General features: G+C 71.8%; 22 protein-coding genes. 6 read left to right on the top strand and 16 right to left on the bottom strand.

What is annotated here, in order from left to right:
• Window positions 1-10 precede the first annotated feature (10 nt).
• Window positions 11-2,059 carry a transglycosylase domain-containing protein gene (locus ACFY1H_RS30325; protein WP_386952183.1) on the top strand — a complete coding sequence of 683 codons (2,049 nt, stop codon included), beginning with the start codon at window positions 11-13 and terminating at the stop codon, window positions 2,057-2,059.
• Between the two features lie 77 nt (window positions 2,060-2,136).
• Here the strand turns inward: ACFY1H_RS30325 and ACFY1H_RS30320 are convergent, their stop codons facing one another.
• Both ACFY1H_RS30320 and ACFY1H_RS30315 read right to left on the bottom strand, forming a co-directional pair.
• Window positions 2,137-3,615: an aldehyde dehydrogenase family protein gene (locus ACFY1H_RS30320; protein ID WP_386951908.1), complete on the bottom strand. Its 1,479-nt coding sequence runs from the start codon at window positions 3,613-3,615 to the stop codon at window positions 2,137-2,139.
• Between the two features lie 135 nt (window positions 3,616-3,750).
• The gene (locus tag ACFY1H_RS30315) at window positions 3,751-4,725 is read right to left on the bottom strand and encodes an AraC family transcriptional regulator (protein ID WP_386951905.1); all 975 of its coding nucleotides are present in this window, start codon (window positions 4,723-4,725) and stop codon (window positions 3,751-3,753) included.
• A gap of 99 nt (window positions 4,726-4,824) precedes the next feature.
• Between ACFY1H_RS30315 and ACFY1H_RS30310 the strand changes: the two genes are divergently transcribed.
• A complete protein-coding gene (locus tag ACFY1H_RS30310; RefSeq protein WP_386951902.1) occupies window positions 4,825-6,459 on the top strand; it encodes an AMP-binding protein in 1,635 nt (544 codons plus the stop codon).
• A 4-nt stretch (window positions 6,460-6,463) separates the two neighbouring features.
• On the opposite strand, the gene ACFY1H_RS30305 is transcribed toward ACFY1H_RS30310, so the two are convergent.
• The 10 genes from ACFY1H_RS30305 to ACFY1H_RS30260 all read right to left on the bottom strand — a co-directional run bounded on the left by ACFY1H_RS30305 (window position 6,464) and on the right by ACFY1H_RS30260 (window position 19,094).
• On the bottom strand, window positions 6,464-6,916 hold the full coding sequence (locus ACFY1H_RS30305) for an ATP-binding protein (protein ID WP_386951899.1): 453 nt from the start codon (window positions 6,914-6,916) through the stop codon (window positions 6,464-6,466).
• Between the two features lie 2 nt (window positions 6,917-6,918).
• The gene (locus ACFY1H_RS30300) at window positions 6,919-7,293 is read right to left on the bottom strand and encodes an STAS domain-containing protein (protein WP_386951896.1); all 375 of its coding nucleotides are present in this window, start codon (window positions 7,291-7,293) and stop codon (window positions 6,919-6,921) included.
• Between the two features lie 47 nt (window positions 7,294-7,340).
• Window positions 7,341-7,778 carry a response regulator gene (locus tag ACFY1H_RS30295; RefSeq protein WP_285968600.1) on the bottom strand — a complete coding sequence of 146 codons (438 nt, stop codon included), beginning with the start codon at window positions 7,776-7,778 and terminating at the stop codon, window positions 7,341-7,343.
• A complete protein-coding gene (locus ACFY1H_RS30290; RefSeq protein ID WP_366586317.1) occupies window positions 7,775-9,370 on the bottom strand; it encodes an ATP-binding protein in 1,596 nt (531 codons plus the stop codon). Before ACFY1H_RS30290 ends, ACFY1H_RS30295 begins: the two co-directional genes overlap by 4 nt.
• The gene (locus ACFY1H_RS30285; RefSeq protein ID WP_386951892.1) at window positions 9,367-10,527 is read right to left on the bottom strand and encodes a PP2C family protein-serine/threonine phosphatase; all 1,161 of its coding nucleotides are present in this window, start codon (window positions 10,525-10,527) and stop codon (window positions 9,367-9,369) included. The genes ACFY1H_RS30290 and ACFY1H_RS30285 overlap by 4 nt, the downstream gene beginning before the upstream one ends.
• A gap of 257 nt (window positions 10,528-10,784) precedes the next feature.
• Window positions 10,785-12,347 carry an FMN-binding glutamate synthase family protein gene (locus ACFY1H_RS30280; RefSeq protein ID WP_386951889.1) on the bottom strand — a complete coding sequence of 521 codons (1,563 nt, stop codon included), beginning with the start codon at window positions 12,345-12,347 and terminating at the stop codon, window positions 10,785-10,787.
• Between the two features lie 185 nt (window positions 12,348-12,532).
• Window positions 12,533-16,132 (bottom strand): methionine synthase, encoded by a 3,600-nt coding sequence (metH, locus tag ACFY1H_RS30275; protein ID WP_366586325.1) that lies wholly within the window; start codon window positions 16,130-16,132, stop codon window positions 12,533-12,535.
• 158 nt (window positions 16,133-16,290) lie between these two features.
• Entirely contained in the window at window positions 16,291-16,875 is a 585-nt protein-coding gene (locus ACFY1H_RS30270) for a hypothetical protein (RefSeq protein WP_386951886.1), read from the bottom strand.
• Window positions 16,876-16,889: 14 nt separating this feature from the next.
• A complete protein-coding gene (locus tag ACFY1H_RS30265; RefSeq protein WP_366586329.1) occupies window positions 16,890-17,453 on the bottom strand; it encodes a sigma factor-like helix-turn-helix DNA-binding protein in 564 nt (187 codons plus the stop codon).
• A gap of 117 nt (window positions 17,454-17,570) precedes the next feature.
• Window positions 17,571-19,094 carry a carboxylesterase family protein gene (locus tag ACFY1H_RS30260; RefSeq protein WP_366586331.1) on the bottom strand — a complete coding sequence of 508 codons (1,524 nt, stop codon included), beginning with the start codon at window positions 19,092-19,094 and terminating at the stop codon, window positions 17,571-17,573.
• Window positions 19,095-19,272: 178 nt separating this feature from the next.
• Here ACFY1H_RS30260 and ACFY1H_RS30255 point away from each other — a divergent pair, with 178 nt between their 5' ends.
• Together ACFY1H_RS30255 and ACFY1H_RS30250 are read left to right on the top strand one after the other, a co-directional pair.
• Window positions 19,273-19,770, top strand: a complete 498-nt coding sequence (locus tag ACFY1H_RS30255; protein ID WP_366586334.1) for a MarR family transcriptional regulator — start codon at window positions 19,273-19,275, stop codon at window positions 19,768-19,770.
• Window positions 19,771-19,785: 15 nt separating this feature from the next.
• Window positions 19,786-20,226 (top strand): hypothetical protein, encoded by a 441-nt coding sequence (locus ACFY1H_RS30250; RefSeq protein ID WP_366586337.1) that lies wholly within the window; start codon window positions 19,786-19,788, stop codon window positions 20,224-20,226.
• A gap of 3 nt (window positions 20,227-20,229) precedes the next feature.
• Here the strand turns inward: ACFY1H_RS30250 and ACFY1H_RS30245 are convergent, their stop codons facing one another.
• A complete protein-coding gene (locus ACFY1H_RS30245; protein WP_366586508.1) occupies window positions 20,230-20,709 on the bottom strand; it encodes a DinB family protein in 480 nt (159 codons plus the stop codon).
• 148 nt (window positions 20,710-20,857) lie between these two features.
• Between ACFY1H_RS30245 and ACFY1H_RS30240 the strand changes: the two genes are divergently transcribed.
• On the top strand, window positions 20,858-21,811 hold the full coding sequence (locus tag ACFY1H_RS30240) for a YafY family protein (RefSeq protein ID WP_366586340.1): 954 nt from the start codon (window positions 20,858-20,860) through the stop codon (window positions 21,809-21,811).
• Window positions 21,812-21,838: 27 nt separating this feature from the next.
• Window positions 21,839-22,243, top strand: coding sequence for a VOC family protein (locus ACFY1H_RS30235; protein WP_386951879.1), 405 nt, complete (start codon window positions 21,839-21,841; stop codon window positions 22,241-22,243).
• 6 nt (window positions 22,244-22,249) lie between these two features.
• Here the strand turns inward: ACFY1H_RS30235 and ACFY1H_RS30230 are convergent, their stop codons facing one another.
• From ACFY1H_RS30230 to ACFY1H_RS30220, 3 genes are read right to left on the bottom strand one after another with little or no spacing between them, the layout of a single operon-like run.
• Window positions 22,250-23,440, bottom strand: a complete 1,191-nt coding sequence (locus ACFY1H_RS30230) for an amidohydrolase family protein (RefSeq protein ID WP_366586345.1) — start codon at window positions 23,438-23,440, stop codon at window positions 22,250-22,252.
• On the bottom strand, window positions 23,437-25,566 hold the full coding sequence (locus ACFY1H_RS30225) for an acetate--CoA ligase family protein (RefSeq protein ID WP_366586348.1): 2,130 nt from the start codon (window positions 25,564-25,566) through the stop codon (window positions 23,437-23,439). Before ACFY1H_RS30225 ends, ACFY1H_RS30230 begins: the two co-directional genes overlap by 4 nt.
• Window positions 25,563-26,384: an enoyl-CoA hydratase/isomerase family protein gene (locus ACFY1H_RS30220; RefSeq protein WP_386951876.1), complete on the bottom strand. Its 822-nt coding sequence runs from the start codon at window positions 26,382-26,384 to the stop codon at window positions 25,563-25,565. Before ACFY1H_RS30220 ends, ACFY1H_RS30225 begins: the two co-directional genes overlap by 4 nt.
• Window positions 26,385-26,386 lie beyond the last annotated feature (2 nt).

The raw sequence follows: 26,386 nt of genomic DNA, 5'->3' as shown, positions 1-26,386 counted from the left end.
CGCCGGCACGATGGCTCCGGTCGCGATCGGCGCGGGCGTTTTGTCCAATCAGGTCAGTGATTCCGTCGACGCGATCTCCGCGGACCTGGAGCACGCGGACCCGCCACTGGTGACGACAGTGACGGACCGGAATGGCAGCACGATCGCGACTTTGTACGCGCAGTACCGCATTCCGGTCACCGCGGCGCAGATCTCGCCCGCGATGAAGGCCGCGATCGTCGACATCGAGGACCGCCGCTTCTACACCGAAGGCGGCGTGGACCCGCAGGGCATGCTGCGCGCGGCCGTGAACGACAGCTCGGGCGGAGACCTGCAGGGCGCGTCGACGATCACGCAGCAGTACGTGAAGAACTACCTCATCAACGTCGTCGACCGCAACGACAAGACGGCGCAGGAGAAGGACCGCGAAGACTCGCTGGCCCGCAAGCTGCGCGAGGCCAAGATGGCCGTGCAGATCAGCCAGACCGTGCCGAAGGACGACGTGCTGGCCGACTACCTGAACGTGGTCGAGTACACCGGCACCGTCTACGGCATCGGCGCGGCGGCGGAAGCGTATTTCGGGACCACAGCGGACAAACTGACCGTGCCGCAGGCGGCGTTGCTGGCGGGCATGGTGAACAACCCCAGCGTCTACAACCCGTACACGCATCCGGACAACGCGCTCAAGCGGCGCAACACCGTCATCGACTCCATGGTCACGGCCAAGTCCATCCCCGCTTCCTTCGCCGCCACCGCGAAAGCGACGCCGCTCGGCGTGGTGGGCACCCGCCCGGCCGCGCCGTCGAGCACGTGCCTGGGCGCAGCGCCCGACGCCGGGTTCTTCTGCGCGTACGCGGTGAACTACCTCAAGCAGGCCGGGTTCACGGTCGACCAGCTCGACACCGGCGGCTACGTCGTGAAGACCACGATGGACCCGCACGTGAGCCAGGTCGTGAAGGACGCGGTGGACGCCAACGTGCCGACGACGCAGGACGGCGTGGCCAACACGTTCGCCGTGGTGCAGCCGGGCGCGAGCGGGCACCAGGTGCTCGCGATGGTCGCCAACCGCAACTACGGCACCGATCCCGCCCAGGGTGAGACGTCCACGAACATCGTGGCCGACGCGAGCAACAAGTTCGGCGCCGGTTCGTCGTTCAAGATCTTCACCTCGGCCGCCGCGATGGTGGCGGGCAAGGCGGGGCTGAACACGCCGCTGCCCAACCCGTTCAGCAACTGCTTCACGCCACCGAACGCGAACAAGTACACGCCGTGCTACTCGGTGAGCAACGACGGCACCAGCTACCCCGACCCGATCTCGCTTGCCAGCGGCCTGGCGACGTCGCCGAACGTCGCGTTCGTCGGGCTGGAGTCGCAGGTCGGCATGCCCGCCGTGCTGGACATGGCCCGCAAGCTGGGGCTGCGCAACACCCTGGCGACCAACGACGCGGGCAACCCGCCCATCACCGACCCGTCGGACTCTCGATCGAAGAATCCGCAGTACGACGAGCCACAGTCGCAGTACTTCCAGAACCTGCTCTCGTTCACCCTCGGCAACAGCCCGGTGAGCCCGCTGGAGATGGCGAACGTCTCGGCGACGCTGATGAGCGGCGGCATGTGGTGCCCGCCCGACCCGATCCTGTCGGTGACCGACCGCAACGGCCAGGCGGTGCCCGTGAAGCAGCAGGGGTGCGAGCAGGTGATCCCGACGGGCGTCGCCAACACGCTGGAGGCCGGGCTCTCTCAGGACACCACCGTGGGCACCTCGGCCGCCGCCGCGCACTCGGCCGGCTGGACGCGCCCGGACATCGGCAAGACGGGGACCACGCAGCTGTCGGAGTCCGTCGCGTTCGTCGGCGGGGTGGACAACTTCGCCGTGTCGTCCATGGTGTTCGCCGACGGACCGCACCCGGAGGAGATCTGCCCGGGCACACCCGTGCACCTCGGCCGCTGCGGCCACGGCGCGTTCGGTGGCACGGTGGCGGCCCCGCCGTACTTCCACGCGATGAGCACGCTGCTGGCGGGCATCCCCGACACCCCGATCCCGCCGCCGGACCCGCAGTACCTCGACGCACGTAACTGACCCGGCCCTGAACACCCCAATGTGGCGTTCGGTGCGCTCAACGCACCGAACGCCGCATCGGGTGCGGTGGACGGGAGTCAGCCGAAGAGCGGCGGCGGCAGTTCCTCCGCCAGCACGATCGACTTCAGCTGCGTGTACATGTCCAGCGTTTCCTTGCAGTACTCCCGGCCGAGGCCGCTGCCCTTGTAGCCGCCGAAGGGCGAGCCGTCGACGAGGTTGAAATACTGGTTGACCCACACCGAGCCGGCGTGGAGGCGGTCGGCCGTGCGCATCGCGTTCTTCAGGTTGGTCGTGTAGACGCCGGCGGCGAGGCCGTACTCGACGTCGTTGGCCTGGTCGATGAGCGCGTCGTAGTCCTTCCAGCGGATGACCGACAGCACCGGGCCGAAGATCTCCTCCTGCGCGATGCGGCTGGAGTTCTCCGTCTCGAACACGGTCGGCTCGATGAACCAGCCGTGCTCGCTGCCGGACACCGTCGCGCGGCCGCCGCCGGTGACGAGCGACGAGTCGGAGCGGCCGGAGTCGATGTAGTCCAGCACGCGCCGGCCCTGTTTCTCCGACACGAGACAGCCCAGCCGCGTGGCCGGGTCGAGCGGGGAGCCGAGGCGGACGCCCTGGAAGCTCGCGGAGAGCTTGCCCAGGAAGTCGTCGTACAGGTCGTCGTGCACGAACAGGCGGGTGCCGGCGAGGCAGGACTGGCCGTTGCAGTAGGTGGCGGCGAACGTCGCGTTGTCGATCACGCGGTCGAGGTCCTCGATGTCGGGGAACACGATGTTCGGGCTCTTGCCGCCCAGCTCCAGCGACACCGGCACGAGCCGCTCGGCGCCGGCGTGGGCGACGAGCCGGCCGACCTCCGCGGAGCCGGTGAAAGCGAGCTTGTCCACGTCCGGGTGCGCCGTGAGCGCCGCGCCGGCCTCGTCGCCGAAGCCCGGCACGACGTTCACCACGCCGGGCGGGAAGAGCTCGGCGAGCTTCGTGCACAGTTCCAAAGTGGACAGTGAAGCGTTCTCGTCCGGCTTGAGCACCACCGTGTTGCCCGCCGCGAGCGCCGGGGCGAGCTTGAACGCCGTCATGATCGCGGGCACGTTCCACGGGATGATCTGCCCGACGACGCCGATCGGCTCGCGCTTCGCGATGGCCCAGCCGCCGGCGACGGGGTGGTTCCAGCCGTCGTGCGTGACGGCGGCCGAGGCGAAGAACCGGTACTGCCCCACAGCGATCCGGTGGTCCAGCGGCGTTTCGAAGATCGTGCGGCCGATGTCCATCGTGTCGATGGCGGCCAGGCGCTCGGCGTTGGCCTCGATCCAGTCGGCGAGGCGGTGCAGCAGCAGCGACCGCTCCTCGGGCCGTGTGGCGGCCCACTTCGGGAACGCGGCGCGGGCGGCGGCCACGGCGACGTCGACGTCGGCCGCGCCGCCGCGGGTGATCGTCGCGAGCTGCGCGCCGGTCGCGGCGTCCACCGCCGGGAACGTCTCGGTGGAGATCGAGCGGAACTCACCGTTGATCAACGGTTCGTAGTGGGAAGCGAGCGCCGGTTCGAGCTGGTCGACGGTCACGGGGGTCCTCCTCCGGCAGTGACGTGGCTTACATCTCCTGCGGAGTATTCGGGAACGCGACGGGCAGTCAACGCGCCGTGCGTTCCCCGGCCCCCGCCGTGCGCGAACCGGCTTTTCCCGGACAGCGCGGCGCGGTTATCCCTTGCCGCGCAAGGTGTCCGACGGCCCACAGCCGTAGAGGCGCCGGTGCTCGGCACTGAACCGCCCCGCGTTGCCGAAGCCCCATCGCGCCGCGACGGACGCCACCGTCGTCTCCTCCGGCGACCGCTCGCGCAGCTCGGCGTGCGCCCGGCGCAACCGCGTCTCCCGCAGGTACGCCACGGGCGACGGTCGGCCCGCGCGGCTGAACGCGGCCTGCAACCCGCGCACGCTCAGCCGCGCGGCGGCCGCGATCTCGAGCAACCCGATGTCCTCGCCGGCATTCAGCTCGATGAACGCCTCGGCCCGCCGCACGGCCGCCGGCGCCGCCGGGCCGGCCGGCTCGGCCTCCGGTTCGCCGAACGTGCTCGGGTACGCCTCCAGCAGCGCGGTCGCCGCGAGCCGGAACAGCTGCGCGGCGAGCAGCGGGCTGTTCGCCATCCCGTCGTCCGACCGCGTTTCCTCGAGCAGCAGCCGGGTCACGGTGTCCCAGCGGCGCGCGGCGGCGGCCGACGCGGGCGCGCCGAGCGCGAACCGGACCGGCCGCGGTTCGTCCCACCCGCGCAGCTCGGCCGCGATCCGTTCGAGCCCGTCGCGGTCCAGCACGGTGTTGAGCACCTCGGCGCTGTCGTACCACCGCAGCTGGTACGAGCCGTACGCGTCCATCACGAGCGCGCCCGGCCCGGCGCCGACCAGCCCCTCCGCGGTCGAGCGGACGGCGAAGCGGCCTTTGAGCGGACGCGTGACGAGCACGAAGTCGTCGAAGGGCACCGGGTCCACGCGCACCTCGGGCCCGCCGTACACGAGGTCGAACAGCCGCACCTTGGCGAACCCGCGCGAGCTCTGCCGGCAGACGAACCCGCGTGCGCCGCCGACGAGGTCGAGCCGGTGCGGGCAGTAGACGTCGCTGAGCCGCGACCGAGCCTCGTCCGGATCGCGCGTGTCGACCTCGGGTTTCACGACCGCACCCATGGCCCGGCCCCCTTCGGCCGCTCTAGCGTCTTCCTGACGATCGTAAATTGTATTACAGTGGCGTTCTCTTGACGGCCGCCACGGGAAATGAGGTCAGCCGTGCAGCTCACGCCCAGTGCCCACTCGGATACGTTCTGCCGGGACAACTTGCCTCCCTTCGACCAGTGGCCGCACCTGCTCTTCGAGCTTCCCGAACTGCACTACCCCGATCGGCTCAACGCCGCAACCCGCCTGCTCGACGGAGCGGTCGCGCAGTGGGGCCCCGACCGGCCCGCGGTGCTCTCGCCGACGGGCAGCTGGACCTACGGCGAACTCCTCGCGCGCGCCAACCAGATCGCGGGCACGCTGGTGAGCCTCGGCGTGGTGCCGGGCAACCGTGTGCTGCTGCGCGGACCGAACACACCGTGGCTCGCCGCGTGCTGGCTCGGCGTGCTCAAGGCCGGCGCGGTCGCCGTGACCACGATGCCGATGCTGCGCACGCACGAGCTGACCAAGATCGTCGACGCGTCCTCCCCTGTCCTGGCTCTCGCCGACCACCGCTACACCGAGGACCTGCTGCCGTTCGCCCTGCCGCTGCTCGCCTTCGGCGGCGACTCCCCCGACGACCTGGCGGCCCGCTGCGCGACGCGGCCCCCGACGTTCGCCGACGTCGAGACGGCCGCCGACGACGTCGCGATCCTGGCCTTCACCTCCGGCACCACCGGGCGGCCCAAGGCCACCATGCACTTCCACCGCGACCTCATCGCCATCGCGGACACGTTCTCGCGCCACCTCGTGAAGCCCGAGCCGACCGACCTGTTCACGGGCACGCCGCCGCTCGCGTTCACGTTCGGCCTCGGCGGGCTGCTCGTTTTCCCGCTGCACGCGGGCGCGGCCACGCTGCTGGTCGAACGCGCGACCCCGGCGGAGCTGGCCGACCTCGCGACGGCCCACGGCGTCACGGTGCTGTTCACCGCGCCCACGGCCTACCGCGCGATCCTCGCCTCCGACCGAAGAGCCTCGCTGTCGGCGCTGCGCCGCGCGGTCTCGGCGGGCGAGGCGCTGCCGGAGAGCGTGGCCGTCGACTTCCACGAGGCCACCGGCCGCTGGCTCATCGACGGCATCGGCAGCACGGAAATGCTGCACGTGTTCATCTCCGCCGCCGACGAGGAAACCCGCCCGGGCTCCACCGGCCGGGTCGTGCCGGGGTTCCGCGCGCGCATCGTGGACGACGAGGGCCGCCCGGTGCCCGACGGCACGCCCGGCCGGCTCGCCGTTCAGGGCCCCACGGGCTGCCGCTACCTCGCCGACGACCGCCAGACCGTGTTCGTGGAGGACGGCTGGAACCTCACCGGCGACACGTATGTACGCGACGCCGACGGCTACTTCCAGTACCGCGCCCGCAGCGACGACATGATCGTGTCGTCGGGGTACAACATCGCGGGCCCCGAGGTCGAGGAAGTCCTCATGGCCCACCCCGACGTGCTGGAGTGCGCCGTGGTCGCCGCGCCGGACGAGGCGCGCGGGTCGATCGTGGCGGCGTACGTGGTGTTGCGCGAAGGCGCGGACAGCGGCGCCGCGATGGTCAAGCAGCTGCAGGACTTCGCGAAATCCGTTGCGGCGCCGTACAAGTACCCGCGCCGGGTGGAGTTCGTGAGCGAACTGCCGCGCAACCCCAGCGGCAAGGTGCAACGGTTCCTCCTGCGCCGGCGGGCGGCCGGGCGGCCCGCCGAACCGCAGCCGGTCAACCCCTGAGCCGTCAGGCCGACCGGGCCGGGGCGAGGTTCCACGCGAGGGTGACCACGGTGCCGTCGACACCGGGCGTGATGTCGGCGTGGTCGGCGCTCGCGCGCAGCAGCAGAAGCCCGCGGCCGCGCAGCGACACGGGATTCGGGTCGTCGACCGGCGCGCGCCAGTGCCCGTGGTCGGTGATCACGACCTCGACCCGGTCCGCCCGCACCACGGCTTCGAGGTCGAGCAGCCCCCGCCCGTCGCCGCCGTACGCGTGGTCGGCGACGTTGGCCAGCGCTTCGTAACTGGCGAGCACGATGTCCTGCGCCCGTTCCTCGGGCACGCCCGCCGCACGCACCCACGCCGTGAGCCGGTGGCGCAGCGCGCGCAGCGCACCCGGCTCGGCCACGACGTCGCGGCAGCTGAGCGGGGTCTGACCCGGCCGCGTGTCCACGCGCGGGCTGTCTTCGGGCAGGGCCACGCTCACGCCTCCGTTCCCGAAGCGAGCGCCTCGTCGACGGTGGTGAACAGGCCGATCCACGTGTCGAGCCCGGTGCTGGTGAGCGGCCGCGTCGTGACGTGCGACGTCGAGACCACGCGCAGCCCCCGCTCCCCCAGCCGCTGGTGCGCCGCGGCCAGCACCTGCAGGCCGGCCGAGCTGAGGAAGGTGACCTGGCGCAGGTCGACCACGAGCGCCTCGGGACGCTCGTCGACCACCCCGGTCACGATCTCGTCGAGCTCGGGCGCGGTGACGAGGTCGATCTCGCCCGCGACGGTCACCACGGCGGCCCGCTCGTGCCACCGCACCGTGACCAGCAGGTCGCCGGATTCGGGCACATCCCGGGGAGAAGACGTCACGAGATCCCATCGTGCAGGATCGCCGCCGAGCGCGCCACTGCCGGTGCTCAGCGCGGCAGCTTCACGACGGTGACGAAGAAATCGTCGATCTGGCGCACGACCTCCACGAACCGGTCGAAGTCCACGGGCTTGGTCACGTACGCGTTGGCGTGCAGGTCGTAGCTGCGCAGGATGTCCTCCTCCGCCTCCGATGTCGTCAGCACCACGACCGGGATGCTGCGCAGCTCCGGCGTCGCCTTGACCTCGGCGAGCACCTCGCGCCCGTCTTTCCGGGGCAGGTTGAGGTCCAGCAGGATCAGGCCCGGGCGCGGCGCGTCGGCGTACTGGTCCTCGCGGCGCAGGAACTGCAGCGCCTCGACCCCGTCGGCCACCACGTAGAGCGCGTTGCGGATCTTGTGGTGCTCGAACGCCTCCTGCGTCATCAGCACGTCGCCGGGGTCGTCCTCGACGAGCAGGATGTCGATGGGGGCCATGGTTTCGGTCATGCGTCCTCGTTCCCGGTCCGGGTCTCGATCAGGGGCTCGGTGTGCCCGGTGTCCGCCGCGGGCTGGGGCGCGGCTTCGAGCACGGGCAGGGTGAAGCGGAAGCGGCTGCCTTCGGTCACGTCGGTGTCGAGCCAGATGCGCCCGCCGTGGAACTCCACGATCTTGCGGCACATCGCGAGCCCGATCCCGGTCCCACCGTAGGCCGACTTGCTGTGCAGCCGCTGGAAGATCACGAAGATCCGCTCGGCGTACTGCGCCTCGATGCCGATCCCGTTGTCCGACACGGAGAACAGCCACTCCTCGCCCTCGCGTTCCGCGCTCACGCGGACGACGGGCGGGGCTTCGCCGTGGAACTTCAGCGCGTTGTTGACCAGGTTCTGCAGCACGGCGGTGAGCAACGGCCCCTCGCCCCGCACCTCGGGCAGCTCGCCGCGCTCGATCCGCGCGCCGGTCTCCTCGATCACGGGCTCGAGGTTGCCGAGCGCGTCGTCGAGCAGCTTCCCGGTGTCCACCACGGTCATCTCCCCCGCGCGGCGGCCCACGCGGGAGAAGGACAGCAGGTCGTTGATGAGGTTCTGCATGCGCTTCGCGCCGTCGACGGCGAAGGCGATGTACTGCTCGCCGCGTTCGTCGAGCTGGCCCTTGTAGCGGCGTTCGAGCAGCTGGCAGAAGCTCGCCACCTTGCGCAGCGGCTCCTGCAGGTCGTGCGAGGCGACGTAGGCGAACTGCTCGAGGTCCGAATTGGACCGTTCGAGCTCCTGCGTGCGGGTGTCGAGCAGCTCGTGCGCGTGCTCCAGCTCGCTGACCTCGCCGACGATCCGCAGGCGCATCGCGTCGACGTCGGCGCCGAGCTCCACGAGCTCCCGCGGGCCGCTGCCGCGCACGGGCCGGTGGATGTCGTCGGCGTCGGACACCGCGCGGACCTCGGCGGCCAGCCGCATGATCGGCACCGTGATCACCCGGCGCAGCCAGATCCACAGCAGCACGAACAGGATCACCACGAGCCCGGCGATCACGAGCAGCAGCACGGTGAGCTGCGTGGCGGCACCGTTGAGGTCGGCCCGGCCGACGTCGCGCGCGGCGGACACGTGCGCGGAGAGCGTGTCGAGGGTGGCCCGGACCCGGTCGAACAACGCCTTGCCGGTGTCGGCCGCGCCGACACCGGGCGGCGGCGCGCCGGGAGCCGTCGGTGTGGTGACCGCCGCCTGCCACGCGCGAGCGGCACGCAGCACGGATTCGAGGTCGTCGCCGACCTGGGTACCGGGCAGGGCGCCGAGGCGGCGCAGCTCGCTCACGGCGGCGTCCTGCTGCGAGCGGCCGGCCAGGTAGGGGTCGAGGAACGAGCGCTGGCCGGTGAGCAGGAACCCGCGGACGCCGGTCTCCTGGTTGAGCAGTGCCTGCGAAAGCGCGTTGGCCTGCAGCAGCTGCGGGCCGCTCTGGTCGAGCAGGCGGCTGCGCGCGTCGTTGAGGTTGCCCACCGCGAGGACTCCGCCCGCGACGGCCGCCAGCAGGAGCACCGCCTCGACGACCCCGACCACCGAGACCCACCGGCGGATCGGCCAGTGCGGTTGCGCCCGCCCGGAGCCGCTCATCGCTGCTCCTCGGCCAGGTGCGTGAGCATGGTGAGGGCGACGTCGTCGTCGAGCGGTCCGGCGTTGAGCTCCTCGACGCGGGTGATGAGCCGGTCGAGCACCACGCCGTGATCGGTGTCCGGGCCGGCCTCGCGCAGGAGCGCGACGAGCAGGCGCGCCATCTCCTCGTGGCCGAGGCGCTCCGCGCCACCGCCGACGCGGCCTTCGAAGATGCCGTCGGTGTAGAGCACGAGCGACCAGCCGGGCTCGAGGGCGACGTCCAGCGGGTCCCAGCGCGCGTCCGGGACGACGCCGAGCGGCACGCCCAGCTTGTCGCCGGGCAGCAGGCGGCCGGTGCCGTCGCGGCTGATCAGCAGCGGGGGCGGGTGGCCGGCGAGGCTCATCCGCGCCGACCGGCGGTCGGGGGCGACGACGACCGTGCACAGCGTCGCGAACAGCGGGCGGATCCGCTCGTGCACGAGGACGCGCTCGACCGTCGCGAGCACGTCGGCCATCGGCATGCCGGCGAGCACCAGGGCGCGCCACGCGATGCGCAGCGCGACGCCGAGGGCGGCCTCGTCCGGGCCGTGGCCGCAGACGTCGCCGATCACCAGGTGCACCGTGCCGTCGGTGAGCTCCACGGCGTCGTAGAAGTCGCCGCCCAGCAGGGAGCCGTTGCGGCCCGGGCGGTACTTCGACGCCAGCTCCAGGTGCGGGTCGGCGAGCAGCGGGGTGGGCAGCAGGCCGCGTTCCAGGCGCGAGTTCTCGCTGGCCAGCAGCTGTTGCTGCAGCAGCTGCTGCTCCACCTGCTCGGTGCGCTTGCGTTCCCACGCGTAGCGCAGCGCCTTGCCCAGCAGCGGGCCGTCGACCTGGTTCTTGCCGAGGTAGTCCTGGGCGCCCGCCGCGACGGCGGCGACCCCGGTGGTCTCGTCGTTCTGCCCGGTCAGCACCACCACGGCGGTGCCGGGCGCGTGCTGGCGCAGCCGCGTGAGCCCGGTGAGGCCCATGGCGTCGGGGAGCTGGAGGTCGAGCAGGATGCAGTCGGCCACGACCGGGCCCTTGAGCGCCTCGGCGAGCGTGCGCGCCCGGGCGAGGGTGGCCGGCACCGACGCGTCGGCCAGCATCTCCTCGACGATCAGGGCGTCGCCGTCGTCGTCTTCGATCAGGAGCACACGCAACCGCGAACCCGGCGCGGCCGGATCGGCTCTGGGGACGACCGGCGAGGCGTCCCGCTCCACTGTGTCAGACAGAACACTCAGCCTTTCGGGAAACGCGCCGACTCCGACCCCGCCCCGCCCACGGGGTCACGGCGACACGAACGAGAGCCCTGGCGCGGACGAATCCACACCGGGGCTCGAAGGCTGCCTTTTCAACCTCCGCCCACCCTAGCCCGGCGGCATCGTGCGGCCTATGCCGGACATGCCGGAGTGTCCCGCTACACGGTGAACCGGTCGGGGTCCGCGGCCTTCCAGTCGACGGCCCACTCCTCGGGCGGCTCGGCGAGCAGCTGCCCCGGCTCCAGCCACTCGTACAGCTCGGCGTAGGAGCGCACCACGTGCGGGTCGAGGCGGCGGCGCAGCTGGTGCGGCGCGAGGTCGGCCGGGTCGGACACGCCCATCGCGGCCATGATCTGCAGCGCCCCGGCGACGGTCGAGTGCTGGTAGCGCTGCACCCGCTGCGACTTGTCCCCGACGTCGAGCGCGCGCCCGCGCCGCGGGTCCTGCGTCGCGACGCCGACCGGGCACTTGTTGGTGTGGCAGCGCTGCGACTGGATGCACCCGACGGCGAACATCATCGCCCGCGCGGCGTTGGTGTAGTCGGCGCCTTGGATCAGCCGCTTCACGAGGTCGGCGCCCGTGGCGACCTTTCCGCTGGCGCCCAAGCGGATGCGGTCGCGCAGGCCGGTGCCGACGAGTGCGTTGTGGACGGTGATGAGGCCTTCGGTCAGCGGCGTGCCGAGGTGGTCGGCGAACTCCAGCGGCGCGGCGCCGGTGCCGCCCTCGGAACCGTCGACGACGATGAAGTCGGGCGTGACGTTCTCGTCCGCCATCGCCTTGCACAGCGCCAGCACCTGCCGCCGCGAGCCCACGCACAGCTTGAAACCGGTGGGCTTGCCGCCCGAGAGCTCACGCATGCGCGCGACGAAGTGCACCAGCTCGCGCGGCGTGGAGAAAACGCGGTGGTACGGCGGGGAAATCACGGTCTGCCCGATCGGCACCTCACGCACCCGGGCGATCTCGGCGTTGACCTTCGACCCCGGCAGCACGCCGCCGATCCCGGGCTTCGCACCCTGGGAAAGCTTGAGCGACACGCACTTCACGTTGTCGTGCTGCGCTTTGTCGGCGAACACGGCCGGGTCGAAGTCGCCGTCGGAGGTGCGGCAGCCGAAGTAGCCGGTGCCGACCTCCCAGATCAGGTCTCCCCCGCCGCGCAGGTGGTACTCCGACAGGCCGCCCTCGCCCGTGTCGTGCGCGAACCCGCCGAGCGCGGCGCCCTTGCTGAGCGCGAGGATCGCGTTGGCGGAAAGGCTGCCGAAACTCATCGCCGACACGTTCAGCAACGCCATGTCGTACGGCTTCGTGCAGTCCGGCCCGCCGATCCGCACGCGCGGCGGCGTCTCGACCTGCTTGACCGGCGCCATGGAGGGCACGAGGAACTCGTAGCCGTCGGCGTACACGTCGCGCTCGGTGCCGAACGGTTCCTCCGCGACGGTGCCCTTCGCGCGCTGGTAGACGATGTTGCGCACGTCGCGGTCGTACGGGCGCCCGTCGAAGTTGCGCTCGATGAAGTACTGCTGCAGCTCCGGACGGATCGCCTCCAGCAGGAACCGCGCGTGGCCGAGCACGGGGTAGTTGCGCAGCACCGAATGCTTGCGCTGCACCAAGTCGTACACCCCGACCACCGCCGGCACCAGCAGCGGCCCGGCGAGGAACCACCACCACGCGTTGCCGGCCGCCGACACCACCGCGCCCGCCGCGACCACCACGAGGAGCGCCACCGCCCCGAACCTCACCGCACTCAATCCACGCACGGGGAAAAGGTAACCGCAGCACCGCCTTTGCGCAGGTCCGGGCTGCCTTTCCGGGCGCTGCGCCAGGTTGTTTCGTCCCGTTCGCGCCCGTTCGGACTACCGGAACCGGACACGGCCGACGCGGGGCACCCCGCGCCGGCCGTGGTTCCGGGTCAGTACGCGAGGTTCGGCCGCAGCCACCGCTCGACCTCGTCGAGGTCCAGGCCGCGCCGGCGCGCGTAGTCCTCGACCTGGTCGCGGCCGAGGCGTCCGACGGTGAAGTAGCGGGACTCGGGGTGCGCGAAGATCAGGCCGCTGACGGCGGCGGCCGGGGTCATCGCGTAGGACTCGGTGAGGCCGATGCCGAGCTCGCGGGCGCCGAGCAGGTCGAAGAGGTCCTTCTTCTCGCTGTGGTCGGGGCTCGCGGGGTAGCCCAGCGCCGGGCGGATGCCGCGGAAGCGTTCGGCGTGCAGGTCTTCCAGCTTCGGCTGCGCGTCGGGCTCGAACCAGCGGCGGCGGGCCTCCAGGTGGATGTACTCGGCGAACGCCTCGGCCAGGCGGTCGGCCAGGGCCTTGACCATGATGGCGCGGTAATCGTCGTGCTCGGCTTCGTAGTGGTGGGCCAGCTCCTCGGCGCCGTGGATGGCCACGGCGAAGCCGCCGAGGTGGTCGCCGGAAGGCGCGAGGTAGTCGGCCAGGCAGCGGTTGGCGCGGCCTTCGGGCTTCTTCGTCTGCTGGCGCAGCATGGGGAAGCCGCGGCCGGCGTACTCGCCGTCCAGCAGGATGTCGTCGCCCTCGGCGTGGGCGGGCCAGTAGCCGTACGCGCCGCGGGCGGTGAAAGAGCCGTTGGCGATGATCTCGTCGAGCAGCGCGGTCGCGTCGTCGAAGAGCTCGCGCGCGACGGGCTGCTCCAGGATCGCCGGGTACTTGCCCTTGAGCTCCCAGGCCAGGAACAGGAACTGCCAGTCGACCATCTCGCGCAGCTCGGCGATCGTCGGCTCGACCACGCGCACGCCGGTGAACTCCGGCACGGGCACGTCGTCGAACGACACCTCCTCGCGGTTCGCGCGGGCCTGCTCGACGGTGAGCAACGGCGTCGCGTGGCGGTTCTCGTGCTGCTCGCGCAGGCGCTGCTGCTCGGCGCGGTTGGCGGCGTCGAGCACGTCGGAACGGTCGGTGTCGAGCAGGTCGGACACCACGCCCACCACGCGCGACGCGTCGAGCACGTGCACGGTGGTGTGGTCGTAGACCGGCGCGATCTTCACCGCCGTGTGCTGCTTCGAGGTGGTGGCGCCGCCGATGAGCAGCGGCAGCTTCAAGCCGCGGCGCTGCATTTCCGTGGCCACGCTGACCATCTCGTCGAGCGAGGGCGTGATCAGCCCGGAAAGCCCGATCACGTCGGCGCTCTCGGCCACCGCCGTGTCCAGGATCTGCGCGGCCGGGACCATCACGCCGAGGTCGATCACCTCGTAGTTGTTGCAGCCCAGCACCACGCCGACGATGTTCTTGCCGATGTCGTGCACGTCGCCCTTCACCGTGGCGAGCACGACCTTGCCCTGGCCGCGGGAGGTGTCGATGCGGCCTTCGAGGCGCATCTTCTCCTTCTCCGCCTCCATGTACGGCTCGAGGTAGGCCACGGACCGCTTCATCACGCGGGCGCTCTTCACGACCTGCGGCAGGAACATCTTGCCGGAGCCGAACAGGTCGCCGACGATCTTCATGCCGTCCATCAGCGGGCCCTCGATCACCTCGAGCGGCCGGTCGAACTGCTGACGCGCCTCTTCGGTGTCGGCCTCGATGAAGTCGACGATGCCGTGCACGAGCGCGTGCGAGAGCCGTTCGGTGACCGGGCCTTCGCGCCACGACAGGTCCACGACACGCTTGGTGCCGCTGCCCTTCACCGTGTCGGCGAACTCGACGAGCCGGTCGGTCGCGTCCTCGCGCCGGTCGAAGAGCACGTCCTCGACGAGCTCCAGCAGGTCCTTCGGGATGTCCTCGTAGACGGCGAGCTGGCCCGCGTTGACGATGCCCATGTCGAGCCCCGCGCGCACGGCGTGGAACAGGAACGCCGAGTGCATCGCCTCACGCACCACGTCGTTGCCGCGGAAGGAGAACGACAGGTTCGAGATGCCGCCGGACGTGTGCGCGCCGGGGCAGCGTTCCTTGATCTGCGGCAGGGCCTCGATGAAGGCCTTGGCGTAGCCGTTGTGCTCACTGATGCCGGTGGCGACGGCCAGCACGTTGGGGTCGAAGATGATGTCCTCGCCCGCGAACCCGGCCTGCTGCGTGAGCAGGTCGTAGGCGCGGGCGCAGATGTCCACCTTGCGCTGCGCGGTGTCGGCCTGGCCCTTCTCGTCGAAGGCCATCACCACGACCCCGGCGCCGTAGTCGCGGATGCGGCGGGCCTGTTCCAGGAACGGGCCCTCGCCCTCCTTGAGGCTGATGGAGTTGACCACGCCCTTGCCCTGCACGCACCGCAGGCCGGCTTCGAGCACGCTCCAGCGCGAGCTGTCGATCATCACCGGGATGCGCGCGACCTCGGGCTCGGTGGCGATGAGGTTGAGGAACGTGGTCATCGCCTGCTCGGACTCGAGCAGGTCGGCGTCCATGTTCACGTCGAGCAGGTTGGCGCCGCCGCGCACCTGCTCCAGCGCGACGTCGACCGCGGCCTGGTGGTTGTCGCCCTCGATGAGGCGGCGGAACTTCGCGGATCCGGTGACGTTGGTGCGCTCGCCGATCATCACGAAACCGGTGTCCTCGCCGATCGTGAACGGCTCCAGCCCGCTGAAGCGCGAGCGGTGCGCCGGCTCGGGCACCTCGCGCGGTGCCAGGCCCTGCACGGCTTCGGCGATCTTCGCGATGTGCGCGGGCGTGGTGCCGCAGCAGCCGCCGACGATGTTGACCATGCCCTCGCCCGCGAACTCGCCGAGCATGCCGCCGGTCTCGTCGGGCGTCTGGTCGTAGCCGCCGAACGCGTTGGGCAGGCCGGCGTTGGGGTGGCACGCGGTGTAGGTGCCCGCGATCTTCGCCAGCTCTTCGACGTGCGGGCGCATCTCGGCGGCACCGAGCGAACAGTTCACGCCGACGACCAGCGGTTCCGCGTGGGCGATGGAGCTCCAGAACGCCTCGACGGTCTGGCCCGAGAGCGTGCGGCCCGACAGGTCCACGATCGTCACGGAGATCCACAGCGGCAGGTGCGGCGCGACCTCGCGCGCGGCCGTGATGGCGGCCTTGGCGTTGAGGGTGTCGAAGATCGTCTCGATGAGCAGCAGGTCGACGCCGCCGTCGGCGAGCGCCTGGATCTGCTCGGCGTAGGAGGCCTTGACCTCCTCGAACGTCACCGCGCGGAACGCCGGGTCCTCGACGCGCGGCGAGAGGGACAGCGTGACGTTGAGCGGGCCGATCGAGCCGGCCACGAAGCGGCCGCCGAACTCGTCGGCCGCCTGGCGCGCCAGGGCGGCCGCGCGCAGGTTCATCTCGCGGACGTGGTCCTGGAGGCCGTAGTCGGCCTGGCCGATGCTGGTGGCCGTGAAGGTGTTGGTGGTCGTGATGTCCGCGCCCGCGGCCAGGTACTGGCGGTGGACGTCGAGGATCACGTCGGGCCGGGTGAGGTTCAGCAGGTCCGGGTCGCCGGTGACGTCCTTGGGGTGTCCCTCGAGCCACTCGTCGCGGTAGTCCTCGGGCGTCAGACCGGCGCCCTGCAGCATCGTGCCCCATGCGCCGTCCAGCACGGCAATGCGCTGGTCGAGCAAGTCTCGCAGCTGCTGGGTCATGCCACCTCCGTCGTAGTCACGGAGGCGCCCTTCGGTTCACGGTGGAGCCGGCCGAGCGTGGCGGACTCACGTGGTCCGTTGCAGCGCCTCTCGACCTCGGTAGTCGAGACTACCGGATCCCCTTGTTACAGGCAGCCACCGTTCACACTCCGGGACGGTCATTCCCCCGGCGGCGCACCCCGCCACTTCCACTCCGCCCGCCGTGACCTGCCCGGCAAGGCGATGCGGCCCGCGCACCACCGGAGACCGTCCCACGGATCGGACGCCGGCGCCTCGCCGGGGAACAGCCGCGCGACGACGTTCGCGCAGACCTCACGCGGCGGGTCGAGCCGGGTGCCCAGGCCGGTCGCCAGGTCCTCGCCGTGCAGCAGCAGCTCGGCGCAGCCCATGGCGGCGAAGCCGGCGGGATCGGCGTTCCCGGTCGGGTGGTAGGCGCGGGCGTCCTCCTTGCTCGCGCTCACGGCCGCTTGGAGCAGGCGGCCGCCGGTGAGGGCGAACTCCAGGAGTTCTTGTGGCGTGGCCCCTTTGTCGGCCTTGGCGAGGAACCGCACGTAGTGGTCCTGCGGCAGGCTGACCACCTGGGCCGCGTAGGACATCAGGACGTCCCCGACGTGCTCCGCGGTCTGGCGGCAGTCCCAGTCGAGCTCACCGGCGCTGGCGGTCCAGTCCCGGGTGACGGTGGGCCGGAGGGTGCTCTCGACGCTTTCCAGCGCCCGGCCGAGCTCGGCGGCGGTGACGGTCATGGGGCCATGGTGCCTCAGCCGGCGTTGAGCGCCTTGCGCAACCGGCCGAGCGCCCGGTGCTGCTGCACCCGGACCGCGCCGGCGGTGAGGCCCAGCGCCTCGGCGGTCTCTTCGGCGGACAGCCCGATGATGACGCGAAGGACGAGGATCTCACGCTGCCGGTCGGGCAGGACCCGCATGGGGTCGAGCGCCTCCTGCCGGGTTTCGCGCCCGACGTGGTCGACTTCTCCCCGCGCGAGGGCACACACCAAACCGAGCAACGAGCGCTCGGCACCGATCTGCGACGGCAACGCCCGCAGCACCGCCGCGCAGACTTCGTTCGCGGCACTGTCGGCGGTCGCGAAGGTGCCGTCCTGCCGCCCGATCCGCGCCCGGCAATACCGCACCGCGACGTGTCGTGCGGCCGACAGAACTTGTCGAACCGCCTCCCGGTCCCCCTTCGCCGCCGCCGCGACGATGTCCGCGCTCCCCGCGCGGAGGATGTTCGCCGACGTGGGGCCGGCCGGCTGCCGCAGTGCATCGCCGAACTCGCCGCCGGTGGCCCCGAGCCGGTCCGGCACGGGCGTCTGCTCCGTCATCCTGCTGTCGCTCCCCCTCCCCTGCGCAAGCCGTTCGACAGTAGGAGCGCGGCAGGGGGCCGAACGTGCAACGACACCGAAAACACCCGCGCGTCGCAGAGCAGATGCGTCAGGGAGTCACGGGGTGTTCGCGTGCCAGAACGGGCAGTGGTGGTCGGTGGCGAAGGCGGGATCGGGGTGGAGGCCGTCGGCGGCGAGGGTGACGACCGAGCCGGCCGGCCACGTCGGCAGGGGGCTGCCGTGGACGAAGGCCGCCCAGGCGTCGACCATCTGGTCGGACAGGGACTTCTGCGCGGGGGTGAGGGCGGCGGGGTGGCCGTCGAGGTCGAAGAGGTACGGGAGTTCGAACGTGTGGGCCGCGCCGAGGGGGAAGGGGGCCGGGACGCCGGTGGCGGCCGGGGACGTGGCGTCGGTGAAGTCGTAGCGCCAGACCGACGGCAGGGAGTGCGACAGCTGGTCGGCGACGCAGGCGAAGGACGAGTCCGTGACGGCCGCCGCGTAGGCGCGGGAGGCGTTGCCGCCGAAGGAGGACGGTGGGTATTCGGCCGCGACGGCCGTCGCGTCGGGGAAGTAGCGGGCCAGGGCGGCGGGGTAGCCGGCCGGCGTGATGGGCGGGGCGCCGGCCGCGAGCTGCTGGGCGAGGAAGTAGGTGAACTCGTCGTGGGTGGTGCCCATGAGCACCGGGACGGGAGCGGCGGAGCCGTGCTGGACGGCCGTGACCGGGTCGGCCGGCAGGACCGTGCCACCGGTGGCCGGGCCGGGGATCCCGATGCCGGCCAGCGAGTAGTAGACGGGGGCGGTGGCCAGCTTCGCCACCGGAAGCGCACGCAGGCAGGCGGCGGCCGTCGCGCGGTCGGCGCAACCGCGGGCCGTCGAATAGTCCACACTGGACTTTTCCGCCGCGGCAAGGCCGGCCTGGGCCTGGCACGGAGCACTTTGGACGATCGCCGCGCGGAAGAGACCGCGGGAACCCGGGGCCACGAGGTGGTCGCACACCGACATGCCACCCGCGGACTCGCCGGCGATGGTCACGGCGTCGGGGTCGCCGCCGAAGGCCGCGATGTTGTCGTGGACCCAGTGCAGGGCCTGTTGCTGGTCGAGGAAACCGTAGTTGCCCGGCTGCGCGCCCAGGGCCGGGTCGGCGAGGAAACCCAGCGCTCCCAGGCGGTAGTTGATCGTCACGACGACCACCCCGCCGCGCACGGCCAGCCGGGTGGCGTCGTAGCGGTCGCCGCCGCCGTCGAGGAAGGCGCCGCCGTGGATCCAGACGAGCACCGGGCGTTTCACCGTGGAAACCGGCGGCGTCCAGACGTTGAGGTACAGGCAGTCTTCACTCGTGCCGGCCGTGGTGCCCTGAGGACAACGCGGGCCGGGGGCCGTGGCGTCGCGCTCGGCGGTCCACGACGCGGGCGGGGCCGGCGGCTGCCAGCGGCGCTCGCCGACCGGCGGCGCCGCGTACGGAATCCCTTGGAACACGCGGTGATCCGGTGTCACCGTGCCGCGGACCGGGCCCGACGCCGTGCGCACGACCTCGCCCAGCCGCCCGATCGCCGCGTCCGAAGCCGCGCACGCCGTCGCGGCCACCGCGAGCACGAGCAGCACCACCGCCAGCCCGCGCCGCCGCGCCCCTGCCTCCGCCACCGCGCGGACGATACCGGCCACCAAGATTTTTTCACGGCCCGGGATCCCCGCGGCAGAGCCGCGAACCGTGTCGGTGCTGGTCCGGGAGTCGGCCACCTGGCCAAAGTAGCTCACCACTAAACAACTTCGACGGATCGCTGACGTACCTCACGGCTAAGCCACCCATTAGGCTGACGGCATGGCCGACCACGTGGATTCCGTGCTCGCGCAGTGGGCTGCGCAGCGCCCGGACCTCGACGTGTCCCCGATGGCCGTGATCGGCCGGCTGAAGCGGGTGTCGCGCCTGATCGACACCGAGCTGGCCCGCACGTTCGCCAAGCACGGCCTCGACGCGGCGTCGTTCGACGTGCTCGCCACGCTGCGCCGCAGCGACCCGCCCCACCGCCTCACTCCGACCGAGCTGATGCGCACGGCCATGGTCACCTCCGGCGCCGTGACGCAACGGCTCGACCGCCTCGAGGACCGCGGCCTGATCGCCCGCAGCCGCAGCGAAACCGACGGCCGCGGCATCGTCGTCGCCCTCACCGTCGAAGGCCGGGCGCTGATCGACCGCGCGCTGCCCGACCACCTCGACACGGAGCACCGGGTGCTCGACGCCCTCGACCCGCACGCGCAGGCCGCCCTCGCCGACGCCCTGCGCGTGCTCCTGGAATCCTTCGGTGACCGCACCGGCTGACCCTGGAGGCACCGCGTGAGCATCGACGACCTGGCCCCGTTCCTCGGCGAGTGGACAGTCGGCGTCCTGTTCCCGCACGCACCCGCCGACCAGCCCCCGCCCGTCGCCCGGTGCGTCTTCGAGCCGATCCTGGACGGCCGCTACCTCACGCAGCGCACCGAAGTCCCGGTGCCCGAGGCCCCGGACAGCTTCTCCGTCATCGCCGCCCACGACGACGGCACGTTCACCCAGCACTACCACGACGCCCGCGGCGTGAGCCGCCTCTACGCGATGACCTTCCGCGACGGCGTCTGGACACTGCTGCGCGAAACCGCCGACTTCTCACCCCTGAACTTCCGCCAGCGCTTCACCGGCACCTTCAGCGCAGACCGCACCCGCATCGACGGCGCGTGGGAAATGGCGATGCCGGGCGAAGACTGGAAGCACGACTTCGAAATGCGCTACCGGCGCGCCTGAGGTTCAGCCCATGCTCTTCGCGCCGTCCAGGGACTCGCGGATGATGTCGGCGTGGCCGGAGTGCTGGGCGGTCTCGGCGATGATGTGCATGAACACCCGCCGCGCCGACCAGCTCGCGTTCGCCTCGAACCAGGGGGCCTTCGGCAGCGGCTGGGTCGCGCCCAGGTCGGGCAGCGTGGCGACGAGCTCGTCGGTCTTGGCGGCTACATCGGCGTAGGCGGCCAGCACGCCGGCCAGCGTCTCGCCCGGCAGCAGGGTGAAGTCGTTGGCGCGCTCGGCGAAGTCGGCTTCGGTCATCTCCGAGAAGTCCGGCATGGCCGACGGGCCCTGCACGATGAACTCCGCCCAGCCGCGTTCCACCGAGGCCACGTGCTTGATGAGGCCGCCGAGGGTGAGCTCGCTGGCCGTGGTCCGCCGGCGGGCCTGGTCGTCGGTGAGGTCGCGCGTGGTGAACCGCAGGAAGTGGCGGTGCTTGCCCAGCATCGCCAGCAGGTCGGCGCGCTCGCCCGTGGTCACGGCGGTCGTCAGGGTCTCGTTCACGGCTTCGTCCTCTCATCGGTGTCTGTGGCCAAACCTAAGGTAAAACCCATTCCGGCCACTTTGTGACCTCAATAGGAGAGAATCTGGATTCATGGCCAACACGAGCTCGCGAACCCTGCGGTTGCTGTCGTTGCTGCAGACGCACCGGTACTGGCCCGGCCACGAGCTGGCCGGTCGCCTGGAGGTGTCGATCCGCACGCTGCGCCGTGACGTCGACCGGCTGCGTGAGCTGGGGTATCCCGTCGAGGCGCAGCGCGGCGTCGACGGCGGCTACCAGCTCGCGCCGGGCGCGACGCTGCCGCCGCTGGTCGTCGACGACGAGGAGGCCGTGGCGCTCGCGGTGGGCCTGCAGGCGGCCGCGCAGGGTTCGGTCGAGGGCATCGCGGAGTCGTCGCTGCGCGTGCTGGCGAAGGTGGTGCAGGTGATGCCGGCCCGCCTGCGCCGGCGCGTCGACGCGTTGCGCGCGATGACCGTGCCGCTCGGCTGGAACGGCACGCCCGGCCCCAGCGTCGACCCCGGTGTGCTCACGGCCATCGCCCTGGCGTGCCGCGACAACGAACGGCTGCGGTTCGCCTACACCGCTGCGGGTGGCCGGCAGACCGACCGGCACGTCGAGCCGCTTCGCCTCGTCCCGGTGGGCCGCCGCTGGTACCTCGTCGCCTACGACCTCACCCGCCACGACTGGCGCAGCTTCCGGGTCGACCGCCTCAGCGACCCCCGCGGCACCGGCGCCCCGTTCCGCCCGCGCGAGCTGCCCGCGGCCGACGCCGCCGAGTTCGTCCGCGCCGGCCTCGACAACGTCGCGCGGCCGTACCGGGTGGAGGTCGTCGTGGCCGCGCCGGCCACCACCGTGCGCGAACGCATCGGCCAGTGGACCACGGTCGAGGAGCTGGACGGTGGGCAATGCCGGGTCCTGATGACCGCCGACTCCCTGGACTGGCCCATGCTCGCCCTCGGCGTCACCGGCGCCGACTTCCGCGTGGTGACACCACCGGAACTGCAGGAACGCGTACACGAATGGGGCGCGCGCTTCAGCCGGGCGTAGGTATCGTGAGTCCTTCGGGAGGCTGCCATGGCCACAGTCAGCGTCCGCTACTTCGTGGACGACGTCGACGCCGCGATCGGGTTCTACCGCGACCACCTCGGGTTCACCGAGGTGATGCACCCCGCTCCGGCCTTCGCGATGCTCGACCGCGGTGAGCTGCGGCTGCTGCTCAGCGCGCCGGGAGGCGGGCCCGGCGGCGGCCAGGCCCTGCCGGACGGGCGGGTGCCCGAGCCGGGCGGCTGGAACCGGTTCGCGCTGCAGGTCGAGGACCTCGACGCCGAGGTCGCACGGCTGCGCGCGGCCGGGGTGGCGTTCCGCGGCCCGGTCGTCGACGGGGTCGGCGGACGGCAGGTGCTGATCGAGGATCCGTCCGCCAACCCGGTCGAGCTCTTCCAGCCCACCCGCGCCGAAGCGCGCCTCCACGCGGGCTGAGCCGGGTCAGCGCACCTTCGCCGGCTCCGTCGGCGTCGGCGCCCAGCCCCACGCGTGCGGCGCCTCCCCCGGCTCCACCACCTCGCCGCCGCGCACGGTCAGCACGGGCACGAACGCGCGGTCCAGCCGCAGCGAAGCGCCCACCGAGTCGGAGACCGACCAGTCGCCGGAGACGAGGTCGAGCACCGACAGGTCGGCCGGGCGCCCGACCTCGAGACGGCCCGCGCGGTCGGCGATGCCGGCGGCCGCGGCCGGGCCCGCCGTGGCCAGGGCGAGCACCTCGGGCACGCTGAAGCCCAGCGCGAGGTAGCGGCTGAGCACCTCGGTGAGGCTGAAGACGATCTCGCCGTGGCCGGTGAGCGTCATGTCCGTGCTCACCGCGTGCAGCGGAATCCCCTGGTCGAGCACCCGGCGGGCGACGTCGAACGACAGGTTCTTGCAGCCGTGCGCCGAGTCGAACAGCACCCCACGCGAAGCGGCGGCCAGCGCTTCGGGCAGCACGACGCCCTCGGCGTCCAGCACCCCGCCGGGGTTGGCGGTGTAGACGTGCGTGACGATGTCGCCGGCGTCGAGCAGGTCGAGCGTCTCCGGGCCGACGCGCGGGCCGGCAAGGCCGCCGATGTCGCCCACGTGCACCATCAGCGGCACCCCCGCCTCCCGCGCCACCGCGCGGGCGGTCCGGAGCATGTCCAGGCCCGGCCCCTGCAACGCGGGCGACACCATGCGCACCTTGATCCCCCGCACCAGGCCGGGGTTCTCGGCCAGCACGCGGCGCACGCCGTCGGGGTCGAGGTCCGCGGCGGTGGTCACGTCGGGTTTCACCGCGAGCCCGCGTCGTCCGATGTGGACGAACGGCACCACTCGCGTGCGGCACGACGGCAGCAGCGCCTTGAACTCCGCGAAGTTCTCCGCGCCGGAGCTGCCCGCGTCGATGACCGTCGTGACACCCGAGAGCACGCCGGCGACGTCCGGGTCCACGCTGAGCGCCGAGCCGGGCGCGAACACGTGCGTGTGCAGGTCGACGAGCCCCGCCGTGACGAGGCTCCCGGTCACGTCCACCACGCGCGCGGCGCCGGAGCGATCGAGGTCGGGCCCGATCGCCGTGATGACCGAGCCGGTCACGGCCACGTCGAGCCGTCCGGAAAGCCCGGCCCCGGCGTCGACCACTTCACCACCGGCCAGCAGCAGATCCGTCACTGTCCCGCCTCGCTCACGACCAGCAGCCCGTCGAGCGCCACCGCGCGGTCGGCGGTCACCGACACCGGGTTCAGCTCCAGCACGAAACCCGGCCACGGCAGGGTTTCGACGAACCGGGAGAACCGCACGAGGAACGCCACCGCCCGCGCGCCCGCGTCCTGCAGGGAAAGCCCTTTCGACTTCCCCGTGGTCCGCAGCCGCCGCAGCAACGCCAGCGCCGCGGCTTCGTCCAACGGCGCCAGGGCGAAGCTGACGTCGTCGATCAGCTCAGTCGCCACTCCCCCGGCGCCGCACGACACGACCGGCCCGAACACCGGGTCTCGGAATCCCGACACGAGCAGCTCCGTGCCGCCGACGGCGGACTGCTGCACGAGCACACCCAGCAGATCCGCGCCCAACGCCTCCGTGCGCGCCGCAAGCTCGCGGTACGTCTGTTCCGCCGTGGCCCGATCGCCGACACTCAGGCGCACCAGGCCGACCGCCGCACGATGCGTGATCTGCGGAGAGAGCGCTTTCAGTACCACGGGGAAGCCGAGTTTCTCCGCCAGCGCCCCGGCTTCCTCGGCCGAGTGGGCGGTTTCACCGCGCAGCACGTCGAAGCCCGCCTCCGCCAGCAGCCGGTGCACCTCGTGCTCCGCCACCACGTCGCCACTCGACACGGCGGGCAGCGTCGCGTCGACGACCGGCGTCACCAGCCCCGGCGCGGCGGCCAGGATCGTCCGCGAAACCTCGTCGTCCGTCCGAATCGGACCCGTGAGCAGGCCCAGCGTCTCGACCGCCACGCGCTGGTCGTCGAACACGTGCAGCCCCGCGTCCGTGTACAGCTTCACGGCCTCGGCCGTCGCGCCGCGCGAGTAGACGGCGACCGCCAGCTCGCCCTTGCGGTGCAGGTCGATCACCGGCCCGGCGATGTCCTCGGGGTACACGATCTCGCCCACACTGAACTGCGTCAGCAGCACATCGGCTTCCCCGGAAGCGGCCACCGCGGCCAACGTGGACGACAGCTGCGAGCGCCACTTCTCCTGCACGTACGCCTCGGGCGTGAGGTCGACCGGGTTCTTCGTCGACGCGATCTCCGGCATCGTCGGCGCCAAGGCGGCCCGCGTTTCCGCCGACAGCGCGGGAACTTCCAGCCCGGCCAACGCGCACTGGTCGGACGCCAGCACCCCGGCACCCCCGCCATGGCCCATGATCACGACCCGGCGGCCCCGCAGCGGCGGCAGCCCCGCGCGGCCGTGGAGGTACCCGGCGGTCTCGAGCAGCTGCTCCACGGAATGCACCTGCACGGCACCTTCCGCCTCCAGCAACGCGTCCCACACCCGCGTCTCGCCGGCCAACGCTCCGGTGTGCGCGGCGATGGCCGCCGCGCTCGCGGCCGAGTGGCCCACCTTCAGCACCAGCACCGGCTTGCCGAGCTCGCGCGCCCGGCGCAGCATCTTCGCGAACCGCCGGCCGTCGCGCACGCCTTCCAGGTACGCCAGCACGATCTCGGTGCCCGGGTCCTCGACCACGGTCTCGAGCAGGTCGACGACCCCGAGGTCGACTTCGTTGCCCGTGCTGATCATGTACCGGAAACCGATGCCGGACTCCTGCGACCACGCGTGCGCGTTGGCCGCGAGCCCGCCGCTCTGGCTGACCATGGCGATGCCGCTGGTCAGCAGCTTGTCGGCGCCACGCAGCCAGGTCGCGAACGTGCCCGTGAACCCGATCGCCGTGTTGACCACGCCGAGGCAGTTGGGCCCGATCAGCCGCACACCGGTCTCCCGGACCGTGGCGGCCAGCTCGGCCTGCAGCCGCTCGCCCTCGGGACCGTTCTCGCTGAACCCGCCGGCCCACGCGATCGCACCGGGGATCCCGGCCTCGTGCAGCTCGCGCACGACCCCGGACACGTTGGCGGCGCCGAGGCCGATGATCGCCACGTCGACGCCGGACGGCAGCTCGCCGATCGAGCGGACGGCCGGGTAGCCGGCGACGGTCTCCGCGGCGGGGTGCACCGGGTACACGTCGCCGGCGAAGCCGAACTTCCGCATGAGGGCCGCCGCCGTGCCACCGCGGTTGCCCTGCCGGTCGCTCGCCCCGACCACCGCGACCGAACGCGGGGCCAGGATGCGTTGCAGCGGCGTCACTTGTTCTGCCAGACGGGGGCGCGGCGCTCGACGAACGCGCGGCTGCCTTCCTTCGAGTCGTCGGTGGCGGCGACGTCGCGGTCGAGCTGGCGGGTGTACTCGTCGAGCGCCGGGTTGAGCGACGAGATCCGGTACACGCGGGTGGCGGCCTGCACGGCGTGCGGCGAACCCGCCACCACCATGGCCGCGAGCTCCTCGGCTTTCGCCATGATCTCGCTCTGCGGGGCGACCTTGTTGACGATGCCCTGGCTGTAGCAGTCCTGCGCGGTCAGCCGGCCGTTGCACAGCGTCAGGAACGCCGCGGTGGCGCGGGGCAGCGCGAGGAACTTCGCCTGCGGCGAGCCGAGGCGCCCGACGTTGGTGTGCTGGTCGCCGAGCCACGCGTCGTCGGCCATCACGCGCAGCTGGCACTGCATCACGAGCGTCAGACCGACGCCGACGGCGAACCCGTTGATCGCGGCGATGAGCGGCTTGTCGAGGTTCGCGTCGTACGGCATCCCGCCGCCGCCCCAGTAGTACGCGGGGTTCGCCGGGTCCTCGTGCGGCGTCTGCTGGCCCTTCGCCTGGTACTCGGCGAGGAACTTGATGTCGCGCCCGGCGCAGAACGCCTTGCCCTCGCCGGTCAGGATGCCGACCCGCACCTCGGGGTCGCGCTGCATGTCGAGCCACACGCGGCGCAGCTCGCGATAGGTGTAGGTGTGCAGCGCGTTGCGCACCTCGGGCCGGTTGATCGTGATGTACGCGACGTGGCCCTTCTTCTCGTACTTCACGAACTCCAGGTCGTTCGGCATGGTCGACGGGTCGTAGGTGCCGGGCATCG

It is taken from the genome of Amycolatopsis sp. NPDC001319, from assembly GCF_042896185.1.
Taxonomy (GTDB): Bacteria; Actinomycetota; Actinomycetes; order Mycobacteriales; family Pseudonocardiaceae; genus Amycolatopsis.
This window is presented reverse-complemented; position numbering and strand designations above follow the sequence as displayed.